General features: G+C 37.6%; 15 protein-coding genes. 1 reads left to right on the forward strand and 14 read right to left on the reverse strand.

Annotation, left to right across the window (positions count from 1 at the left end; translation table 11 throughout):
* The 8 genes from NYE70_RS14635 to NYE70_RS14670 form a co-directional block, all read right to left on the reverse strand.
* Positions 1 to 765, reverse strand: a complete 765-nt coding sequence (locus NYE70_RS14635) for a hypothetical protein (RefSeq protein ID WP_341046539.1) — start codon at positions 763 to 765, stop codon at positions 1 to 3.
* Positions 755 to 2,398: a hypothetical protein gene (locus NYE70_RS14640; protein ID WP_341046541.1), complete on the reverse strand. Its 1,644-nt coding sequence runs from the start codon at positions 2,396 to 2,398 to the stop codon at positions 755 to 757. The genes NYE70_RS14635 and NYE70_RS14640 overlap by 11 nt, the downstream gene beginning before the upstream one ends.
* A 5-nt stretch (positions 2,399 to 2,403) precedes the next feature.
* Entirely contained in the window at positions 2,404 to 4,488 is a 2,085-nt protein-coding gene (locus NYE70_RS14645; RefSeq protein WP_341046544.1) for a hypothetical protein, read from the reverse strand.
* A complete protein-coding gene (locus tag NYE70_RS14650; protein ID WP_341046546.1) occupies positions 4,478 to 5,803 on the reverse strand; it encodes a hypothetical protein in 1,326 nt (441 codons plus the stop codon). The genes NYE70_RS14645 and NYE70_RS14650 overlap by 11 nt, the downstream gene beginning before the upstream one ends.
* Before the next feature lie 219 nt (positions 5,804 to 6,022).
* Positions 6,023 to 6,205: a hypothetical protein gene (locus NYE70_RS14655; RefSeq protein WP_127458643.1), complete on the reverse strand. Its 183-nt coding sequence runs from the start codon at positions 6,203 to 6,205 to the stop codon at positions 6,023 to 6,025.
* 23 nt (positions 6,206 to 6,228) lie between these two features.
* The gene (locus NYE70_RS14660; protein WP_341046551.1) at positions 6,229 to 6,621 is read right to left on the reverse strand and encodes a hypothetical protein; all 393 of its coding nucleotides are present in this window, start codon (positions 6,619 to 6,621) and stop codon (positions 6,229 to 6,231) included.
* Between the two features lie 89 nt (positions 6,622 to 6,710).
* Positions 6,711 to 7,271 carry a DUF6042 family protein gene (locus NYE70_RS14665; protein ID WP_341046553.1) on the reverse strand — a complete coding sequence of 187 codons (561 nt, stop codon included), beginning with the start codon at positions 7,269 to 7,271 and terminating at the stop codon, positions 6,711 to 6,713.
* The gene (locus tag NYE70_RS14670; RefSeq protein WP_341046555.1) at positions 7,201 to 7,614 is read right to left on the reverse strand and encodes a hypothetical protein; all 414 of its coding nucleotides are present in this window, start codon (positions 7,612 to 7,614) and stop codon (positions 7,201 to 7,203) included. The genes NYE70_RS14665 and NYE70_RS14670 overlap by 71 nt, the downstream gene beginning before the upstream one ends.
* Positions 7,615 to 7,734: 120 nt before the next feature.
* On the opposite strand from NYE70_RS14670, the gene NYE70_RS14675 reads away from it, so the two are divergent.
* Complete coding sequence (locus NYE70_RS14675; RefSeq protein ID WP_341046557.1) at positions 7,735 to 8,103, forward strand: helix-turn-helix domain-containing protein; 369 nt, start codon at positions 7,735 to 7,737, stop codon at positions 8,101 to 8,103.
* 371 nt (positions 8,104 to 8,474) lie between these two features.
* On the opposite strand, the gene NYE70_RS14680 is transcribed toward NYE70_RS14675, so the two are convergent.
* From NYE70_RS14680 to NYE70_RS14705, 6 genes are all read right to left on the reverse strand, one after another.
* Complete coding sequence (locus NYE70_RS14680; protein ID WP_341046559.1) at positions 8,475 to 9,584, reverse strand: hypothetical protein; 1,110 nt, start codon at positions 9,582 to 9,584, stop codon at positions 8,475 to 8,477.
* Positions 9,585 to 9,823: 239 nt separating this feature from the next.
* On the reverse strand, positions 9,824 to 11,707 hold the full coding sequence (locus NYE70_RS14685; protein WP_341046561.1) for an ATP-dependent helicase: 1,884 nt from the start codon (positions 11,705 to 11,707) through the stop codon (positions 9,824 to 9,826).
* Positions 11,667 to 13,514 (reverse strand): ATP-dependent nuclease, encoded by a 1,848-nt coding sequence (locus NYE70_RS14690; protein WP_341046563.1) that lies wholly within the window; start codon positions 13,512 to 13,514, stop codon positions 11,667 to 11,669. Before NYE70_RS14690 ends, NYE70_RS14685 begins: the two co-directional genes overlap by 41 nt.
* Positions 13,515 to 13,608: 94 nt before the next feature.
* Positions 13,609 to 15,054: a hypothetical protein gene (locus NYE70_RS14695; protein ID WP_341046566.1), complete on the reverse strand. Its 1,446-nt coding sequence runs from the start codon at positions 15,052 to 15,054 to the stop codon at positions 13,609 to 13,611.
* A gap of 740 nt (positions 15,055 to 15,794) precedes the next feature.
* Entirely contained in the window at positions 15,795 to 16,925 is a 1,131-nt protein-coding gene (locus NYE70_RS14700) for a helix-turn-helix domain-containing protein (RefSeq protein ID WP_341046569.1), read from the reverse strand.
* A 17-nt stretch (positions 16,926 to 16,942) separates the two neighbouring features.
* A complete protein-coding gene (locus NYE70_RS14705) occupies positions 16,943 to 17,641 on the reverse strand; it encodes a hypothetical protein (RefSeq protein ID WP_341046571.1) in 699 nt (232 codons plus the stop codon).
* Positions 17,642 to 17,824 lie beyond the last annotated feature (183 nt).

Raw genomic sequence — 17,824 nt, forward strand, 5'->3', positions numbered from 1 at the left:
TTATATATTTTTAATTCTATTTATTAATTCGAAACTTATTTTATCATCTTCAACATTTTGGAAGGTATCTTTCACCACCCCTAAGATGTCTGTATCAACTTCTGAAATTACCCTATCTTCACTTAGTTCAACGCCATCATCTTCAAAAACACCATTTTTCTTTAATATTTTTTCCGCTTCCCTATCCCACAAGATATGTGTCAGATCGTCTTGTTGCCTCACTTTCCTGGTTAATTCGTGTATTTTTTGTTTTTGCGCATCTAGGATTTCTTTAGAAGTTTTCTCGCGTTTTTGATATTCAGCATATTTTTCATCAATCTCTTTACTCATCCTTCTAATTTCTAAATCTCTTTCTTGAACCCGAGTTTTTAATTTTAGATTTTCTTTAATAAGCTCAGTATTTGCGTTTGACATATCTTCCAACAAAACATTAAGATTATTTAATGCAACCTTCAAATCATCCTTCTTCATAGAAAGATAACTGTTTATTTCAATTTGTTTAAATACAGTTTTTGTAATTGGTATTTTCTTATTAGAAAGGCCTGTTATTCTCGCATTCAGACCCTCTAAATATTCTTTTGCTTCTGGATCCCTGTTAATAACGTAGTACTTGAAATTGCGCAATTCCAGTTCATCATTCGCGTATTTAGCAATTTTAGAGGCATTTAAGAAAACTGTACCTCCCGTATACGCTAAATACGAGTCAATTATGTTCTTTATTTCTTCTGTCGCATAAGCTTTAGGTCTTCCCATTTTATTTGTCATGCATGTCCCCTCCCCCCAGCTCTTCAACATATGCATTTATCAAATTTTCAACACTCGCCTTTAATTGACTTTTCAAAATCACATATTCATCCGTATTTCTATATTCCTTTTCAGAGGATATCCACCTTTTAAGTCTTTTTAATCTTTCTTCCACTTTTAGTTCTTGTTTTTTAATCAATTCTTTTCGGTTCTTATTGCCTTGAAAGTGCTTGCATATTTCACAATCACCCGCAACTGCATAGCAGTCTCCCAAATTTCCTTGAGCAAATAATGTTGAAAAGCATTTTCCTTGGTCAACTTCAACGAATTTCTTTAATTCGCCTCCACGTATTATAAACTCCTTGCCGTTGCCTACTACTGATTCAACAATAATTTCTTTTCTTTTTGACAACTCAAATAAGCTGTACGCCTTACATTTTATAAGGTTTTTCATGTTACCTGAATAGTGAAATATCATATCTACATTTTCGTGACCTGTAATTTCTTTTGCCATAAGAATATTGGCTCCGTTAAGAAGCATATTTTGCATAGCTATATGTCTAGAATCACCTAATGAAATCTTCACTATTTCATTAACCTTCAATTTATATGCCTCGCCAACAATATTTGTCTCTTTTAATTTATCTTTTGGAATTACTCTATAGTTATAATATTTCTCGATAACATCACAATAAAAAACATCTAATAACCTAGAAAAATGTTTTGTATGAAAGAAACCATGATCTTTAAGCCGGTTACTTGCATTTACATATACTTCATTAACAAACAATGAATCTATGTTTGATTCTTTATAATTCTTTACCAGTTTCTTGTAATCGGAAATCATTGCTGCTATTTCATTCGAAACTGCATACTCATAAATCTTATAATCTTCATCTATCTTATAAGTAATATTTCTATTTCTACTTGTGTTGCCTTTCATTTTTGATCTTCTTATTTTAAGATACTGGACCCCATTTCTGACCTCTACACATTCTTTTGGTATTAAGGTAAACTCAGTGACTCGCACCGGAAGTATCATGGTGATATTCCACCATAAATAAATCGGGTAAAAGAATATCTTTTCATCGATAGTCGCATTGCTCTTCCAATACTCCTCCAGTATTCTTCCAAATAAAAAATAACTCTGATATTCTGCTAAATCTCTTCTTTTTACATAATTATATTTATCTCGTTCTTCCTCAAGGATAATATCTTCTGAGGTAAAGGGCATTAATTCAATAAAATCTTGAATTCCTGTTTTAAATAATAAATAGCGCTTTGTAGGGATTTTCGTTAAGCATTCCGTATTGTATAACAACTCTTTAATGTTATGCACCAATTCTTGCAAAGTGCCTATAATGTACTGCCCTATACAAAAACAAATATAGCATTTTAATACTTCTTTGAATTCCGTTACAGAATAATGATTCATATGCTTTTTTACATACACTTCATCAAAAGTAAAATCTATAGTAACCGAATCCTTTTCATCATGTAACAGCCATGCATCATCGTTAAATTCAGTTTGTATAACACCATCTTTTTGATAGATTTTGAATTTTTCCAAAGCAATATTTTTTTCTTCAGCGCCTATTGTTGAAACCACTTTATGCCGGCTAATATTTCTATTTTGAGTGATTAATGCTAACATTGCCGTTAATCCTCTCCCAAGAAAAGTCTTTGATACTCTGTTATATCCTGTTTATAGATATGCTTCATGGACGCTAGAATTTCATAGACAGCAGGATACAACTTGTTTTCCAAAATCGCTTTCCATTTAAATCTTTCGGCTCTTGTCTTCGCATTTTGAAATTTCATTCTATCAACTTTTATCTCATTATGAAGATCGTTCAAGAACGTTTTTAAATACATTTCCGACCCGCAGCCAATGCAATGTTCTCTATTAGGCATGTTACATTCTTCTCCAAATGCCTTCCTAATGCAATATACATCTTCATTCTTCCCCAGGCATTTACCGTCAGCAATTTCCTTTAGTGCATTTCCCGCAATCTCTGTTACATTTTCATCATTTATGTATTTAATTATTTCCGATATTGTCTGTTTCGCTTTTAATTCGGCTTTTTCGTCTTTTTGCAAAAGCAACTCTATTTCATGTGGTATCATCCCAAGCTCTTTTATGGTTTCTGTTTGTTTGTCTATATGTTTTTTTTCAAATTCATTACTATACAAAGCACTGCAAAGTAAATATGGAACAAAACTACAAACACCTCGTTCAAAAAGAATTCTTGTAATATCGTCAACAGAATACCCGTCCATCTTTGCTTTTAGATATTTAGATGTTACTTCTGGTAACGAGCCTAAACCTCCCTTATGGCTTCTGGAGTACGCGGCCAGTAAATAACCATTGTTGTTATTTTTGTCACCGCTCTCCATAATTCTTTCCATATATGCCTTATTCGCTTTTCTGTTTGATATTAATCTTCCGGCAAATAAACTATTGTAATCTGCTCCAAACAATTCAACAGCATACTTGACGTTATTAGGGTACCAGCATAGGGGGCTTCCTTTTCCCTCTAATATAGAATGAGCTTCGCATAATGCTAGAAGCATGCCGATTGTTGATCTAAAACTTTCAGGAATATACATCTTTAAATTAGGGGAGTTCTGACGCCTTTTTGATTTTCGTGGCCTTTTACTTTCAAACCCAACTCTTACAACTAACTCATTAACATATGGAATCCAAGTTGCTTCACAATAATCATGCTCTTTGACCATTCTTATTATTTCTTCCGGCTCAACGTTTAAAGTTACATGAGGAATGTTATTTACAATATCTGCCTTACGCCAAGCGCAAACATAGTGCATTGCATGATACAACCACGTTGTTGCTACAGGTTTACTATTTGCTGCTTTATTGAGCATGTTCCTATCTTTCCAGTACTCTTCATTAAAAACCATATATGCTAATTTCAAATAAACAGCATCATCATATGCACTATTATCTTTTTTAACTGCACCTACATGTGCATCGAACTGGTTAATAATGGAGAACATGCATTTTTCCGTTCGGCTTATATTGAATATAAGATTTGAGAACAGTATGTTGGCATTCTTTGTGATATTATCTGTTGCAAACTCCACATATGTAGAGATTTCTTCATCGTTATATTGATTTATTTCTTTTTTGCAGGTTGATCTTAAAAAGTTTGCCAGCTCATTAAGAGCGTTTTCCATATCGGGCGGGCTATCCTTTGCAAGTTTTAACAACGCCGTTTTAGTTTTATGATTACTACTAAAAAAATCATCTTCTAGAAGAATTCTAAATTTCTCATCTTTAGTTTTATTATATAATTTTAGTTTTAAAACTATATTGCTCTTAAATTGTTCTTTATCGTTCTTGTTTATATAAAATACTATTGGATTATATGGTTTTGAGATTAGTCTGTGTTTTACTTTAATCCCGAAATAATTCAACCCTGAAAAAAACGAATGAAGTTCACTGTATTTCGCTTGACTCTCTCTACTAGTAAAATCAACCGTTATGTCTTCATTTTCACTGATGCATTCAGCTATAACATCCTTTAAGCCAATCATTGATTTATCTAATCTGTCGGCTTCTTCAAAATCCACTTTAGATATATAAGCCACATTCTGATACTCGATAATACTGATTCCCAGCGCCTTCATGTTACGCTTCAATGCTGCTGCGGATATACCAAAATGTGCCGATGATATATTTATTGAAATACATTCAGTTTCATTAATCATTTTATAATCCATAGAAGTCTTCCTTATTAATAGCATTTATAATATCATTTCCGACCTCTTCACTCGCTTTTTGGTAAAGACGCATTATTTCCCCTTTATTTTGTAAATATGCAAATGCCGTTTCAAGAGAAGAATCCCCACGCCAGAAAGCAATTCCGTTTATATCTTCACCATTTAATACAAGCTGCACAGTAAACCAATGCCTAAATGCGTGTAACCCCCAGTTACTCTCGTTAAGCATCATACCAAACACTTTTAGTTCAGTATCATCGGATCTAAGCAGCTCAGGAAGAACAATTCCTCGCATAATATTAACAATCTTTTTACAGTATGACTGTTTAGAAATAGCCATTCTTTTTCCGGTTTTTGCATTTGTGCTACTATTAACAAACAACGGAGCCTCTGGCTCTAAGTATTTTTCATTTATCATTTTCAAGTGCTCTTCATATGCTTCTTGTATTATTTCAAGGAAAATCGGATAGACAGTCTGTTTGCGTTTAATTTTTATTTTACCAGTTTTCTTTCCGTCACCTCTTAATACATATTCTCTAGTTAAATCAACTTCAAAACTTGTGAATTTTCCGTTTTCTTTCACATAGCGGATTCCATTAGGGTACATACTATTCGCTCTACGAATATTAACTACTTCACCTTCCCTAATCCCTGCACAAAGCTGAAGCAACACGGCTAATACCAACTCCGGTTCATCCCGTTTTACTGCTCTTAAAAGGATAGGTATCGCTTTCTGTGGAATATCCCTCAATAAACCGTAACTCGAATCACCTAAATATTTCGCCGGTAACTCATATTCCCAAACAGCCCTGCTTCTCTTTTTACCTTTCAATTTATTTGTATTTGTAGATTCCACCAAAGCCTTTTTAACATAATAATGCTCGTTATAATCAGATCTTTTTTCTCCTAGATTCTTCATGAAGTGACAAATAGCATATCTCTCTTTTTCAACAGATTGCATACTTGGGTAATTTCCCTTAGAACTTTTCGTCTTAGAATATTCGTTTATATAATCCACAGCGCATTGAAACGGTATATCCGTAATCCTTTTTGCTTTGTATCTGCCATAATGTTTAAAAAGAGCATATGTAAGAAAATTGCATACTCTTCTGACTGAGTCATTATCACTATAATAAGCGTATTCAGACCCATTAAGCGCACCAACATACTTATGATAATCGGTCAATCTTATCAATGTTCTATCTAGTTGTATTGAAATTAAAGACCATTCATGCTTTATTCCGTCTTCTTCTATCCAATTGTATTGATACGGGGCAAACATCAAGCGTTCTGATAATTGGATACTTTTTATCATATAAATCACTTTCCTCCCTCTGAATACAGGGATCCAAGCAGAACCTCCCAGGTTCGAGCTCTACGATTCGTTTTAAGTATTTGTAGTGACGAAGAAAAACTTTTCTTTGCTCTACCGTTAAATTAACTCATCTGCTGCAGTTCAGCAATGACCCCTCGTGCATAATGTTTATACATCGTTCGTCGGCTTGTCATACATCCCATATTTAGTCCCCCTTAATTATTCTTGACTATGCGTTAGCCACACTTCCCTATATATCTTTTCAGCTTCTTCACTGCTTAGTTCGTTAAGCAGCTCTTCAAATGTTAGTACGACGTATGCAGCATCCATTGACTCCGGAAAGTGAACCTTTTCGACCGTTGCAATTAAATAACCAATTGCTTGGGTATGAGTTATTTTCATTTAATCATCTTCCCCCTGCAGCATCAATCAATTATTATATTTATTCCTTCACCTTGATACCCGCGGCCATGTCTCATCATTCTAGCGATCACTAATGCATGCTGAATTCCTTTGATTTTCCCTTTCAAGAATTCATTTTGCAGATCCCCTTTTAGTTCGATTTCCAGCTCTTCCAAGTACCTTTCAAAATAGCTAACTATAAAGTCAATATCGGTAATACTGTGTTCTAGGATTTCAAAGAACAGAATACTATTAGAAATTGCCGCTTTCTGAAGGATTAAATCATCGGTTTTTAAGAAGCCTTGAATTGATTCGATGTAGTTTCTAAATGAGCTCTCGTTCGGAAGTTTTGCCATATGATTGTCAAATAAACCGATCAAAAACTGCACTTTTTCTGTGTCATTCAATAATGTCATTTTACCACTCCTCTTGGCATTGGAATTCCTTCAGATATAGAAATAGACCGCCCTCGCCCAGGAAGACAGTCCGGTCATTTCATTTAGTGCTAATTGATTAGCACCTCATCAATTTTTCGAAGTGGACGTATAATCATATCTAGACTCCACTTTCCCTGCTGGTCCTCGGTTTTGAACGCCAATCCCAAAGCCACATAGAGATCTATAACATCAACTATCGATTTAGGATACAGAAGTCCATTAGCCTGTAATTTTTGCTCAATTTCAGTCTCCCTCTCGTATAAAGGCTGAACCTCATCATCCTCATGATTCCTTTTATCTGCCCCATTATCGCCTAGGTCAATAAACGTATTCGGTTTGACCTTTTTCTCCATAAAAGCGACTGTTTCTGCCCAGTTAAAACCACTTGCTACAGAAACACTAAAGTAGGGCAATAACGTAATATTCGGCATAGGAAGCCATCTCCCCCAGCCTCCCTCATAAAACTGGTTAGGAATCACACACTGCCCTTTAGGGATAAGCCCTAATTTCGAAAGCCCCCTTACAGTAACCCTGCCATTAGTTATAAAATTCAAAGCATCATTCTGAAAAGTACACATATTCAGCCCCCGTCTGGATAATATAAGGCAATACATCAAGCGGTTTCTCATTGGAAATTCTAAATTCAGAAGACATACCGTCTTGATTTTCCAATTTGTTGAACCCTATCCCCACAACCCAATATTCTTCTTCTGAATCTCTTGAATTTACCATTATCCCATGAAAATAACCGCTGAGTTCTTCGTACTCCTCCCTATCCGCACCAACAAGTTTATACCCACTATCGCAATATTTTATTTTCATCACCGTATGTTGTTCTTTCTGCTGAAGCAATAAAAACTGAGATCCCTTGTGGAAGATAATTTTCCGAAACTGAACGGCAAATTGTTCTGTCGTCTGATTCATCAAAATAAGCGATTCCACTGATCTGACTTTTGGAATCATTTCGCTCACCCCAAGACATAATAACAGTATGGTATCACTTTTAAGTTATTATATCAAATTTTATCACTTATAGTAATATATATTTTTTTAGTCAAAAACCTTACCCTTAAGTTGGGAGGTAATTTAGCGATGTCTGAATTAAAAAAGTTGATCGGAGAAAGAATCCGAAACATACGCATTAATAAAAATTTGACGTTACATCAATTAAGCCAACTAACTGGACAACAAGCTTCATATTTGACCGAAGTTGAGCTAGGAAAAAGAAATCTTTCCTTAGACTCATTGGAAAAGGTTATGAATGCCCTTAACATACAGCCAGGACAACTTTTTGATTTTCGGGAGATTGATCCGGTCTCTCCAGAATTTGAAACGAGAGCTATTCTCGAAGTTCATTACCAGTTTTTGTCGGAAAAGAAAAGTGATGATGTGAGGATGATCCATAGAATTACGAAGGATATTTTTAGATCGATCGAAGGGACTAATAAGTCAGATAATTAATCGCGGAATTGTATTAAGGATAATCTGTCCATACAGAAATAAAATATGATCGTCTTTCTTCTTACAAATGTTCAGTGAAAATAAAATTTTACACTTCTTACTCGTTACGTTGATCGGCGTAATATCTGCATCTTAGAAAGCCCCCAGTTTTTTAAATACTAGACTGACCGGAATATAAAAAAACAGCAGCAGTCTTGGACCGTAAAATTAAAGTCCTGAGACTGCCGCTAATAATTGAAAAAAACGCATCTCATCAGTTTGATGTGTGTATTTGAATAGAACAAATAAAATAAAAAAACGCAGATATGCGACTCTTAATGGTCTTGTTTTCGGAATTAACATCCATCGTCGGTCAGGTCGGTCATTGCATTCTAAATTATACCTAAAAGTTCTTTCTTTTGCCTTCTTAATTCTTCAAATTCCGACCATGTCATTTCATGATTTTCAATCATGTCCTCAATAACTTTTCCTATATAAATCTGAACTTCCAGCATTACTTTATTTACTTCTGTCTCATCACCTAATATGTCTTCTATATCATCCCCAATATGAACAATCCTTGTTCGATACCCTATGTGTTTACCGGCCTCATCTTTTTTTCCCGTCAGTTCATTGAACCTATCTTTCAATTTTAGGTAATGGTTATAATCTTTTGCGATATGAGGGGTAATCTCCTTTCTTACTTTTTCAAATTTTTCAAAATCGTCCGGGTATGCTAAAAATTCGAGCAAAGTCATGGCCTTCACGAATTGGGTGGTAGGATTGTTAGTTTCCAAAAAGGTTGTATGCATCGCTAGGGCCATTTTTACAATTGCGCCTACTTCACCATTTGTACTAAGTACAGCTTCACATGCCTCACGATTTGGTTCAATTTCATTCAAGCCTAGCTCTAAGCCGATACCTTTAACTACTGTATGGGTAATAACTGATCCGGCGATAATATAGCTCTCATAGTCGTCAATGTTAAACAGTAAAGCACTCGAAAATCCATTCGATCCATTCCAAGTTCCAACAGTTCCCGGCAATGTATCTATTAGATCAGCTTTGCATAGAAAAAACTTTAATATATCCATTGCTTTCTCAGCTTCGCGTGTAAGGCTTCGTAGTATTTTTTTATCGTAATCGTGAGTAGTTGCTTCAAGAAATTCATCCCAATCTAAATTGTTAACAGTGAATGCAATCAACGGATTTGTCTTAAACACATCAGGGCCTGCGCCGGTTATTGCAGTCGCAGCTTCACGAAGTTCCTCACTTTTGAAGTCTAGAATCATCCAATCATCATCGTTAATTTCATTTCCACCAATTTTTAGGAATTGGTTAGGTACAGGCCTTAAGGAATTAATGTCGACTTCGCCGATTGGGTAAAACCTGTACTTCCCAATGTTAAACGAATCCTCTATCAATACCCTAGATAAGGGCAAAACTACTAAATGGTTTCCATGTCTTAATTCACTTCTAAATTCCTCAACTAATTTCACCATATGAGATCTCTTCCTCCAGGCGAATAATGCACTCAAGTGACATTATTCAAAAATATTACTTTTTGCCCATGATCCAAATACATTTTGCTCATTACACGCTCCGTAATGTTTATCTGAATGCCACAAGCTGCTTATTATGTAACTGCCCCAATCGGCTTTGGCCTTTGGGTGACCTTTGGGTGACCTTTGGGTGACCTTTGGGTGACCTTTGGGTGACCTTTGGGTGACCTTTGGGTCGCCTAATTCGAAGGTTTAATTTCATTAAGAAAGCGGCTTGGTTGTTTTCTACTATCAATGCCGCCGCGACGACTTTCACGCTGCTGTGAAGAAGACAAGAACAGTTTGCTTTCCGAACGGGTCATCGCAACATAAAGTCCACGCCGCTCCTCAGATTCATCATTCCTAGCAGGAATAATGTCGTCCTCCAGCGCTATGATAAAGACAGCTTTATACTCCAGGCCTTTGGCTGCATGAAATGTTGAAATTCCAACCTCATCAATCGTATTATCGATATGATTTGATTCGTCTTGAAGATCTAGCTCTCCGATCAAGTCCACTAGATTTTTTGCTTGAGATTTTGTAATCCTTTCTCTTAGCAGTTCAAGATGCCGAATTTGTTCATAAGTATCCCCTTCCTCCATCTTCCCAAGCGAGGCCTTGATTTTAAGAAGGTCGTACAAAGCATCATAAACCTTACGATTACTTATCGAGCTACTGTACCCTACACAAAATTGCGCAAACTTTTTTACAGCATCATCCATATCATCGTCTGGCGTAATTTCGGCAAGTTTCGTAATGGACAGTTCTCCCCCAGTCAGATCCGTGTAATAACTGACTGTGTCATCATAATTGTGAAGCCTTGAGAAATAAGCGATCAATGGCTCAAGAATCAAATCATTTGAAGGCTCAATTATTAATTTTAGCGATTCGTGAATAAGATCGGATAAGAGCTCGATCCTGTTATTAAAATTTCTACCGAAATGTCTGAACGGTAACCTTCGACGGTTAAAAACCTCATCGACAATTTTAAGTCCTGGGTGCCTGCTTCGATAAAGAACTATAATTTGTTTATATTGAATGCCTTCCGCATGAATTTCTTGTATCTTATCGGCAACCGATTCGGCTTCTTGAAGGGCTGTAGCAAAACTAAATACTTTCAAACAATCTTCTGCCTCAGTCTTTCGGCCATGCAGAGACTTAATTTCCCTTTCATCGTTATGTTCAATTAATGAATTTGCGGCATTTAAAATAACCTGAGGTGATCGATAATTTCGAATCAGTTTAATACTCCTTGCATTCAATTGCGTGATATATTCACGAATTACTGTCGGGAGCGCGCCGCGCCAACCGTAAATGGACTGATCATCATCCGCAACAGCCATTACATTCTTTGCACCAATGCCCAGTAGACGAATTAGTTCAAGCTGCATGCGGTTTGTATCTTGCATCTCATCGACCAGCAAAAAAGGAAACGCGTTATGGTATAACCATAATATTTCAGGATGTCTTTTAAACAAAGATACAGTTAATAAAATGGCGTCATCAAAATCAATCATTCTATTTTCTCGCAATCGTGCCCCATATTCGGCAGTGGCAGACTTAAAGCCTATAATTCTTGAATCTGTTTTCTGCACATAATCATCGTAATCTACAGATGAATTCTTCAAAGTGCTGATTCTATTAGCGAGTTCGAATTCGCTCATGGTTGTTAAGCGATTATTTCTTCGTATCGAGCGAATTAGTGCATTCCTGTTCGCCGTGGACACAAATGTAAAATCCCGTGGCGCCCCTATTTTGTCCCCATAAAACCTTAGTACAGACTGGCATATATTATGAAATGTCCCCAATCGAATGCGGCGACTATCAATCCCGAGTTCTTGTACTCTCGTTTTCATTTCGTTAGCCGCTTTATTGGTAAAGGTTATGGCAAGAATCTTCCGCGAATTAGGAACGAAATCCCCTTCGAATAAATAAGCGATCTTCCGAGTTATGACACGGGTTTTCCCCGTACCTGGACCTGCAAAAACCATGGTGTTGTGATCCATAGATTCTACAGCTTCAATCTGTTCCTTGTTTAGTCCCTCAAGGCTCCTCATTTGCCGTTTGCTCTCCTTCAACATCATCTCCATACCCCGCCAGTTTCACGACTGCGTCGAGCGTATTTATGATGAATTCTTCAGGAAAATGGTCGCTGAACCCTTCTCCGATAAGCCTCCCTGTAGTTCTGCCCTTAATTTTCCGAAATGAATTAGCTAGAGCTTTTCTTATTTTAGGCTCTACTTCAGGATAATCGGAAATAATAGCCATTAATAAAGGAACCGCTTCCACCAAGCTTTGATCATCTTTTCGCATTTCCCGCAAGACATTTGACTTTTCTTCATCTACACTCTTTATTACTCCTTTAAGATTAGAAAAGAGTTCCGCTTTTCTTTCTGGCAGAAGGACTTCTTCCAAAAATGCAATCAATTTAGCAATAGGCATGTTGTTACAAACATATCCCTCGATGTCTCCCATATCAGGAGTCCTTGGTAACTCATAAATGCTGGAACATATTGTTTTAATTTCCTTCAACTCGTCTTCATGATCTTTATCTTTGGAATCATAATCGATCACAACAGCACTCGGTATGTCGAAGTTATTTAAAAGCCTGATAAATGCTTTGATGTTTGTTTTCCCGCCAGCATTTATCACGGAAACACCAATACGATCTAAATCGTAATTGCTGTCCAGATAAGTGAGTGAGAGTCCCAACTCAGGGAACAAGCCCTGCTCTGTCGGCCCTTCAGTCAACAGAACCGCTTTAGAGAAAAATGCATCCGCTTTTCCCACATCAAGATGCTTCTCATAGGAGGATACAAACTCTTCGGGGAAATCCATGGGTAATTGCACACTAGACGATGTACCTTGTGCTCCCTTTCTAATTAAGCATATTTGCCTCGGATTGATGAGCTCAATCAATGATGGAGAATGGGTGGCAACCCATACTTGTCTAGTTTCGGATAAATGCAAGATCTCCCTGTACATTTTGCGCTGAGCATGTGGGTAAAGGTGAGACTCCGGTTCATCTATGGCGAAGATTCCTTCACGTAATTTGCCAATACCAGCAAAAGCTCGAAAAATACTTACCGTAAGCACACTTTGAAGCCCCAAACCAAGTTGATCAACATTGAGGTATTTATCCGATGTATGATGTTTTAGCTGTATTTGAATGTATTTTTTTATATCTACAGCTGCTGATGTCGCAATAGTAAGACGCAAAAGATTATCGATTCTCGGCAAATCAATAATTTCTCTGGTGATATCGGTTACCCCTTTAGTAAAGGCTGCAATCTCTGGGTTGTCCTGTAATGAATCGCTTGCTTCATCAAGTTTGGACAAAATGGCTTTTTCTTGCTCCGTAAGATTAATTTGATTTAGAATACGACCGAACAAGCTTCCTTTATTCGACTTGATAGCCCTATAATCGCGCATAGCATCCTGTAAAAAGAATGATATCAATTTTTTCTCTCCGAACGACACTGAACGGTCAGGCTGGCGACCAAATACTAATGAAGGCTCAGCTTCACGTGTATCCGGGTTATAACTAACGAAAAAATGTAACGGAAGGATATATACATCTTTTCCCTCTACTTTTTCAGCATCGACAAGACCAATAAAGTCCGCGCAGAGCTCTTTACTAAGATCTTCGAAAATTACCTTTACTTCGATAGGCTGTCCAATGTCGTAAAAGTCCGTCTCCTCAAATTCCAGCGTTCTAATTGATCTATCTGGATTGAAGATCATGTGGAGAATGGAAAGCACATTGGACTTTCCAGCGTTGTTCTCTCCAATAAGCACCACGATATCATGACCATTAATTTTTTGCGGAGTAATTCGTATCTCATCTTTGAAGTTACGTAAATTTTTAATCAGTAATTCTCTTATTCTCATACTTACCTCCGGAAGAATGTCATTAAGGTTGAAAGAAGAAACTAGTTCATCATCTCATCATCTTAAAGGCAAGACAATCATCGTTACCGAAAAACTATTGCCACCATGGATATTCAGTTTTCAAATCTATTCCTTTCTCGTGATCGCGTTTCCCAAGAAACTCATCTTCTCTAGCTATTATCGGATCATACCAGTCGGCTTTCTTCTTTGCCCAATCGATCCGCTGTAAGTCTTCCCCTTTCAAATTACCGGACGATTCCAAAGCTTCAACGAATGCCCTAATCCTGCAAGCCATCGCGTAATCCTGAGCCAAATTTGTCAATGCTACCGTGCGCTCGACCTCGATCATATAACGTTTTCGGCGTTCTTCTCGCAATCTCTCTGCTTCTTCGCGTTTACGGCGTTCTTCTTCACGCGCCTCTCGCTCTTTTCGTATAATTTCAGCCGCTTCATACATCTCGATTAAAAGAGTTCCCAATTGGTCTTCCACGGTGGTAGATTTCGTATCACGAAACCTTTTATTTTGATTCTGATTTATATTGATGCTCAGTTGCCCGTTAAACACATAATCATACTTGCGAAAATTCGGTTTCGAAGCCCATGAGTACCGTTTTTTATCTTCCTCATATTTGCGAAGTTGATTTTCCTCGGACTTTGTTATTATATGATCGACTTTGTCCTGCATTTCATATATCTCAAGGGATACCGATTCATTCCGAATAATAAACGAGAGAGTATCCGTCACTGAGCATCCCAATGGTTCTATTGCATGGATGAGTGCCCCAAGGATTCTGTAGACACGCGAAAGCGTCTCTTTCGAAATCACGCCTGCTAGAAATGGAGGACTGGACTTATATGAGCTGTAGTTTTGACGGCTTCTTTGAGCACCTACTTCTTTTTTATCGTTTCTGTTCCAATCGCTCACAACATACTTATATGCGGTAATCTTAGGGTGCATCTTGGCCTTTTCATGCGGGATCCCTACCCGACTCGCTATATCAAATACCTTGTTCCTTTCATCTTCGTCGAGGAACGCCAACTTATCCGAAAAGCTATTGTGAGTGGCTTCGGGAGAAATTCGGTTGTTAATATATTTTTCGGATTTACTTGATTTGGACAATGGCATTTCGCCAGTATCCAATCCTACTTCTAGGAAATTATCTTCTATCATAACTAATTTCGAACCAGCATCAGAATTGTTTAACGCATCTTCACCCAACTGCGTGGCCTCGATCTCTGCTTCTGAAATAATAGCTCTATCCTTATCAATCTTCTGCACTCTTACCCGCGGCATTTTTGAACGCGGAATATCAACTTCATATATAGTTGAGTCTGGAAGAGGTGGTTTCGTTACTGACTTTCCAAAATTTAATTTCGTCCAATACCCTGCAGGAGGTATGGGCACATTTGCTTCCTTACAAAGCTTATATATTAGGCCATACGATGTGCCGTATTTCCTGGCAACGCCAGCAAGCGACAGCTCCCACACCTCGTTATAGATCTGCTCGCGCAATAACATTTGAGGTTGTTCATCGCTCATCGTTACGACCTCCTTCTCAGTTTCAAAAGCCGTTTCATTGATAATTCTCTGATCAGGTCTATAAGCTACAGGAACCGCTTGTGAATATAATTGCCCTGCCTCTTATTCGTTTCCTCCGCTCAATAAAAAACTAGATCCTTCTTCATTTCTTCAAATTGCAAAATGATTGTCTCCAGATTTTTCTCTATGCTTTGAATTTGAACTTCATTAATTCTTACATGCTTGTACGCAATAAGTCACTCAGCCATAATGTGATAACTCCAGCTATCGGAGTATCGATCCTCATTATGAATTGCAAAACCTATCGGCAAGCAGTCATTTCTCATGCCTATACTTACAGCCATGGGAGCGATGCCAAGATAATCAGCTGCAACTTTACAGGTAATTTTGGGTAAGCTTCTTACTTCTTCGTCCGTGTATTTTCCCACACAACTCGCCTCTAACCATTTTGATATATTCAGACATCATCTTTAGTATTATTTCGACAAATGCCAGTGTTTTCCTGTCCATATGCTGTTTTGCATCAGTCAAATTAGCGTCCATATTGGGGTCTAAAATACTAAACCCTTCAGACTTATTTATTCTGAAGGGCAGCATTATAAGTTATTTTATTGTGTGTTGTTAAGGGACGCTCTATCTTTGAATGAGACAAGAACCTTGGCTAATTATTAGGGAACAGATTAATAGAGTCCCTTATCATTTCCCCTTGAGTCACTTTTATACAAAACATCATCACCCACTCAGTTCTGTGGATTGGCAGTTAATTTAACTGTTGCTTCCGGGTCTTTGACATTTAATGTACCGGGATCAAGATTGCAAAACATCTCCACATATTCTTGTGGCACTCCGCTTTCATGGATGATTTGAAGTTCATTTTTTACATTCTTTTCAAGCAGCATTTTTACGCTTTTTCTTAATACAACGGGTTCAGGCACCGGAATCACGTCATCCAACGGTTCCTTCACTCTCATTCGTTTCATGGACATTTGTTTAAATAGCGAAGTAAACTTGCTCTCCGTTATTAATCCCAAGTCTTTGCATCTGTATATCATAGCGGCAATCGAAACTTTCCAATATTTTTTCAACTCAACAAAATGAAGCAACGACGTCGAAGTCACCGTATTTGCAAATGCCTCGGCAGGCAACAAAAAGGCAGACGCAAAGCGATTCGCCTGCTCTTCAATCTTTTTAAACTCCTCTTTAGAAAGAAGATCATTATTCACATCTTCATGCATTAAACGATGTCCAAGCTCGTGAGCTCCATCCAACTGACGCCGAACAGCGGATTGTTTATCATCGCCTAGAAAAATAAAGGGACGGCCTTTTCGATGCTGACAAAAGGCATCGATTTTTTCACTGTCCATATGGATAGTAAAAACCATAATGCCGTTGCGTTCAAGCAAATTAACGATGTTGGTTATGGGTTTATCACCCAGTCCCCAACGATCCCTGGTCAATTGCGCCAATTTTTCAATTGACACCGCATCCCAATTGCAATTGCTGAAATCTTTGGTGTCTGGCAAGTTTAGTTTGGGGAAATCTATATACATGCTCATGTAGTCGTATATATATCCTGCCAGATACGATTTGTTCAGCTGAATTTCTCGACTTTTTTTTGTTGCGGTGGCATATGCCCTAAAAAAAGTATTACCTACGTATTGTTCGCTGTCTCCATAAAAGAAGCTTTTTGGGAATCGAAGCGTATGAATGATTGCCATCATGTTCTCGGCTTTTGGAATACTTTCGCCAAGTTCGAACTGCGAGATCGCTTGTTTGCTCACGCCAATTTTATCCGCAAGTTCCGCTATGCTCAATTCGCGAACCATTCTTGCTTCTCTTAACCGTTTTCGATTAAAGGCGCGGTCAACCATAGCGTGTCATAAACTCCTTAAACAGAATTATTCTTTTCATCGAGCTCCTTCTCGCTTTCTTGCAACGCTGCATGTGTAAGCCCGATGGAGATGTCCGTATCATCGTAGATTTGTCGTGGAAACTCAACAACCTTGCCCCCGCCAGCAACAACCTTATCTGTGACATCTTCGTTAAAGAGCCACTCCTCTTGACTTGGTTGAAGCGCTCCCTCGTAAACCAAATTCTTTTCCCGATCGTAGCTGACAATAAGACCGAATGGAAGATGCTCTATTTCGAAAAGCAATGAGGTCTGATAATCAATATCTATATTCAAATCTTCTTCCGATACCCCCATTGCCATAAGCCGATCAATGTTTGTTATGGCAAATTCTCCTCTAAATACGCTAGGCTCAAAATCTTTGTTACCGGGAATTGGCAATACAAGCACGGCGATATTTCTTATCGTGTCCCGAGCTACAATGTAGGGATAGAAGCCCGCCATTCTATCTTCAACGCTCATATTTAAATTTGGATTTTTCAATATCGATTCTGCAACATGAGTATTGACTAACTCGTACAAAAGTCTTGATGAGTAGGTTTTCGACGAAGTCTTTGGCATGATTTTCATGGTTTGAGAAAATACTCGCTTACCTTCTGCAATACCAGACATAATTGCTGTTCGTTGATTGTCCGAAAGCCGACAATCTTTAACAATAGCGGCTGCGCGTTGGTTCATGCGTCCGTTTCCACCTCCGATTTCTATAGTAGTATTATTTACCTTTTTTATATAATTGTCAAGTATGAAGGAATGAAATTATAAATAGTCTAGTTCCCAAATGTTTTAAACTGTTAAACCGCGTGAATAAGTGTCGATGGGCTAGATTTTCATTAACGTAGTTGGTACGTCCTTTCATATGCG

The sequence above is a fragment of the Paenibacillus sp. FSL R5-0407 genome, assembly GCF_038009185.1.
GTDB classification, from domain to species: Bacteria; Bacillota; Bacilli; order Paenibacillales; family Paenibacillaceae; genus Fontibacillus; species Fontibacillus vini.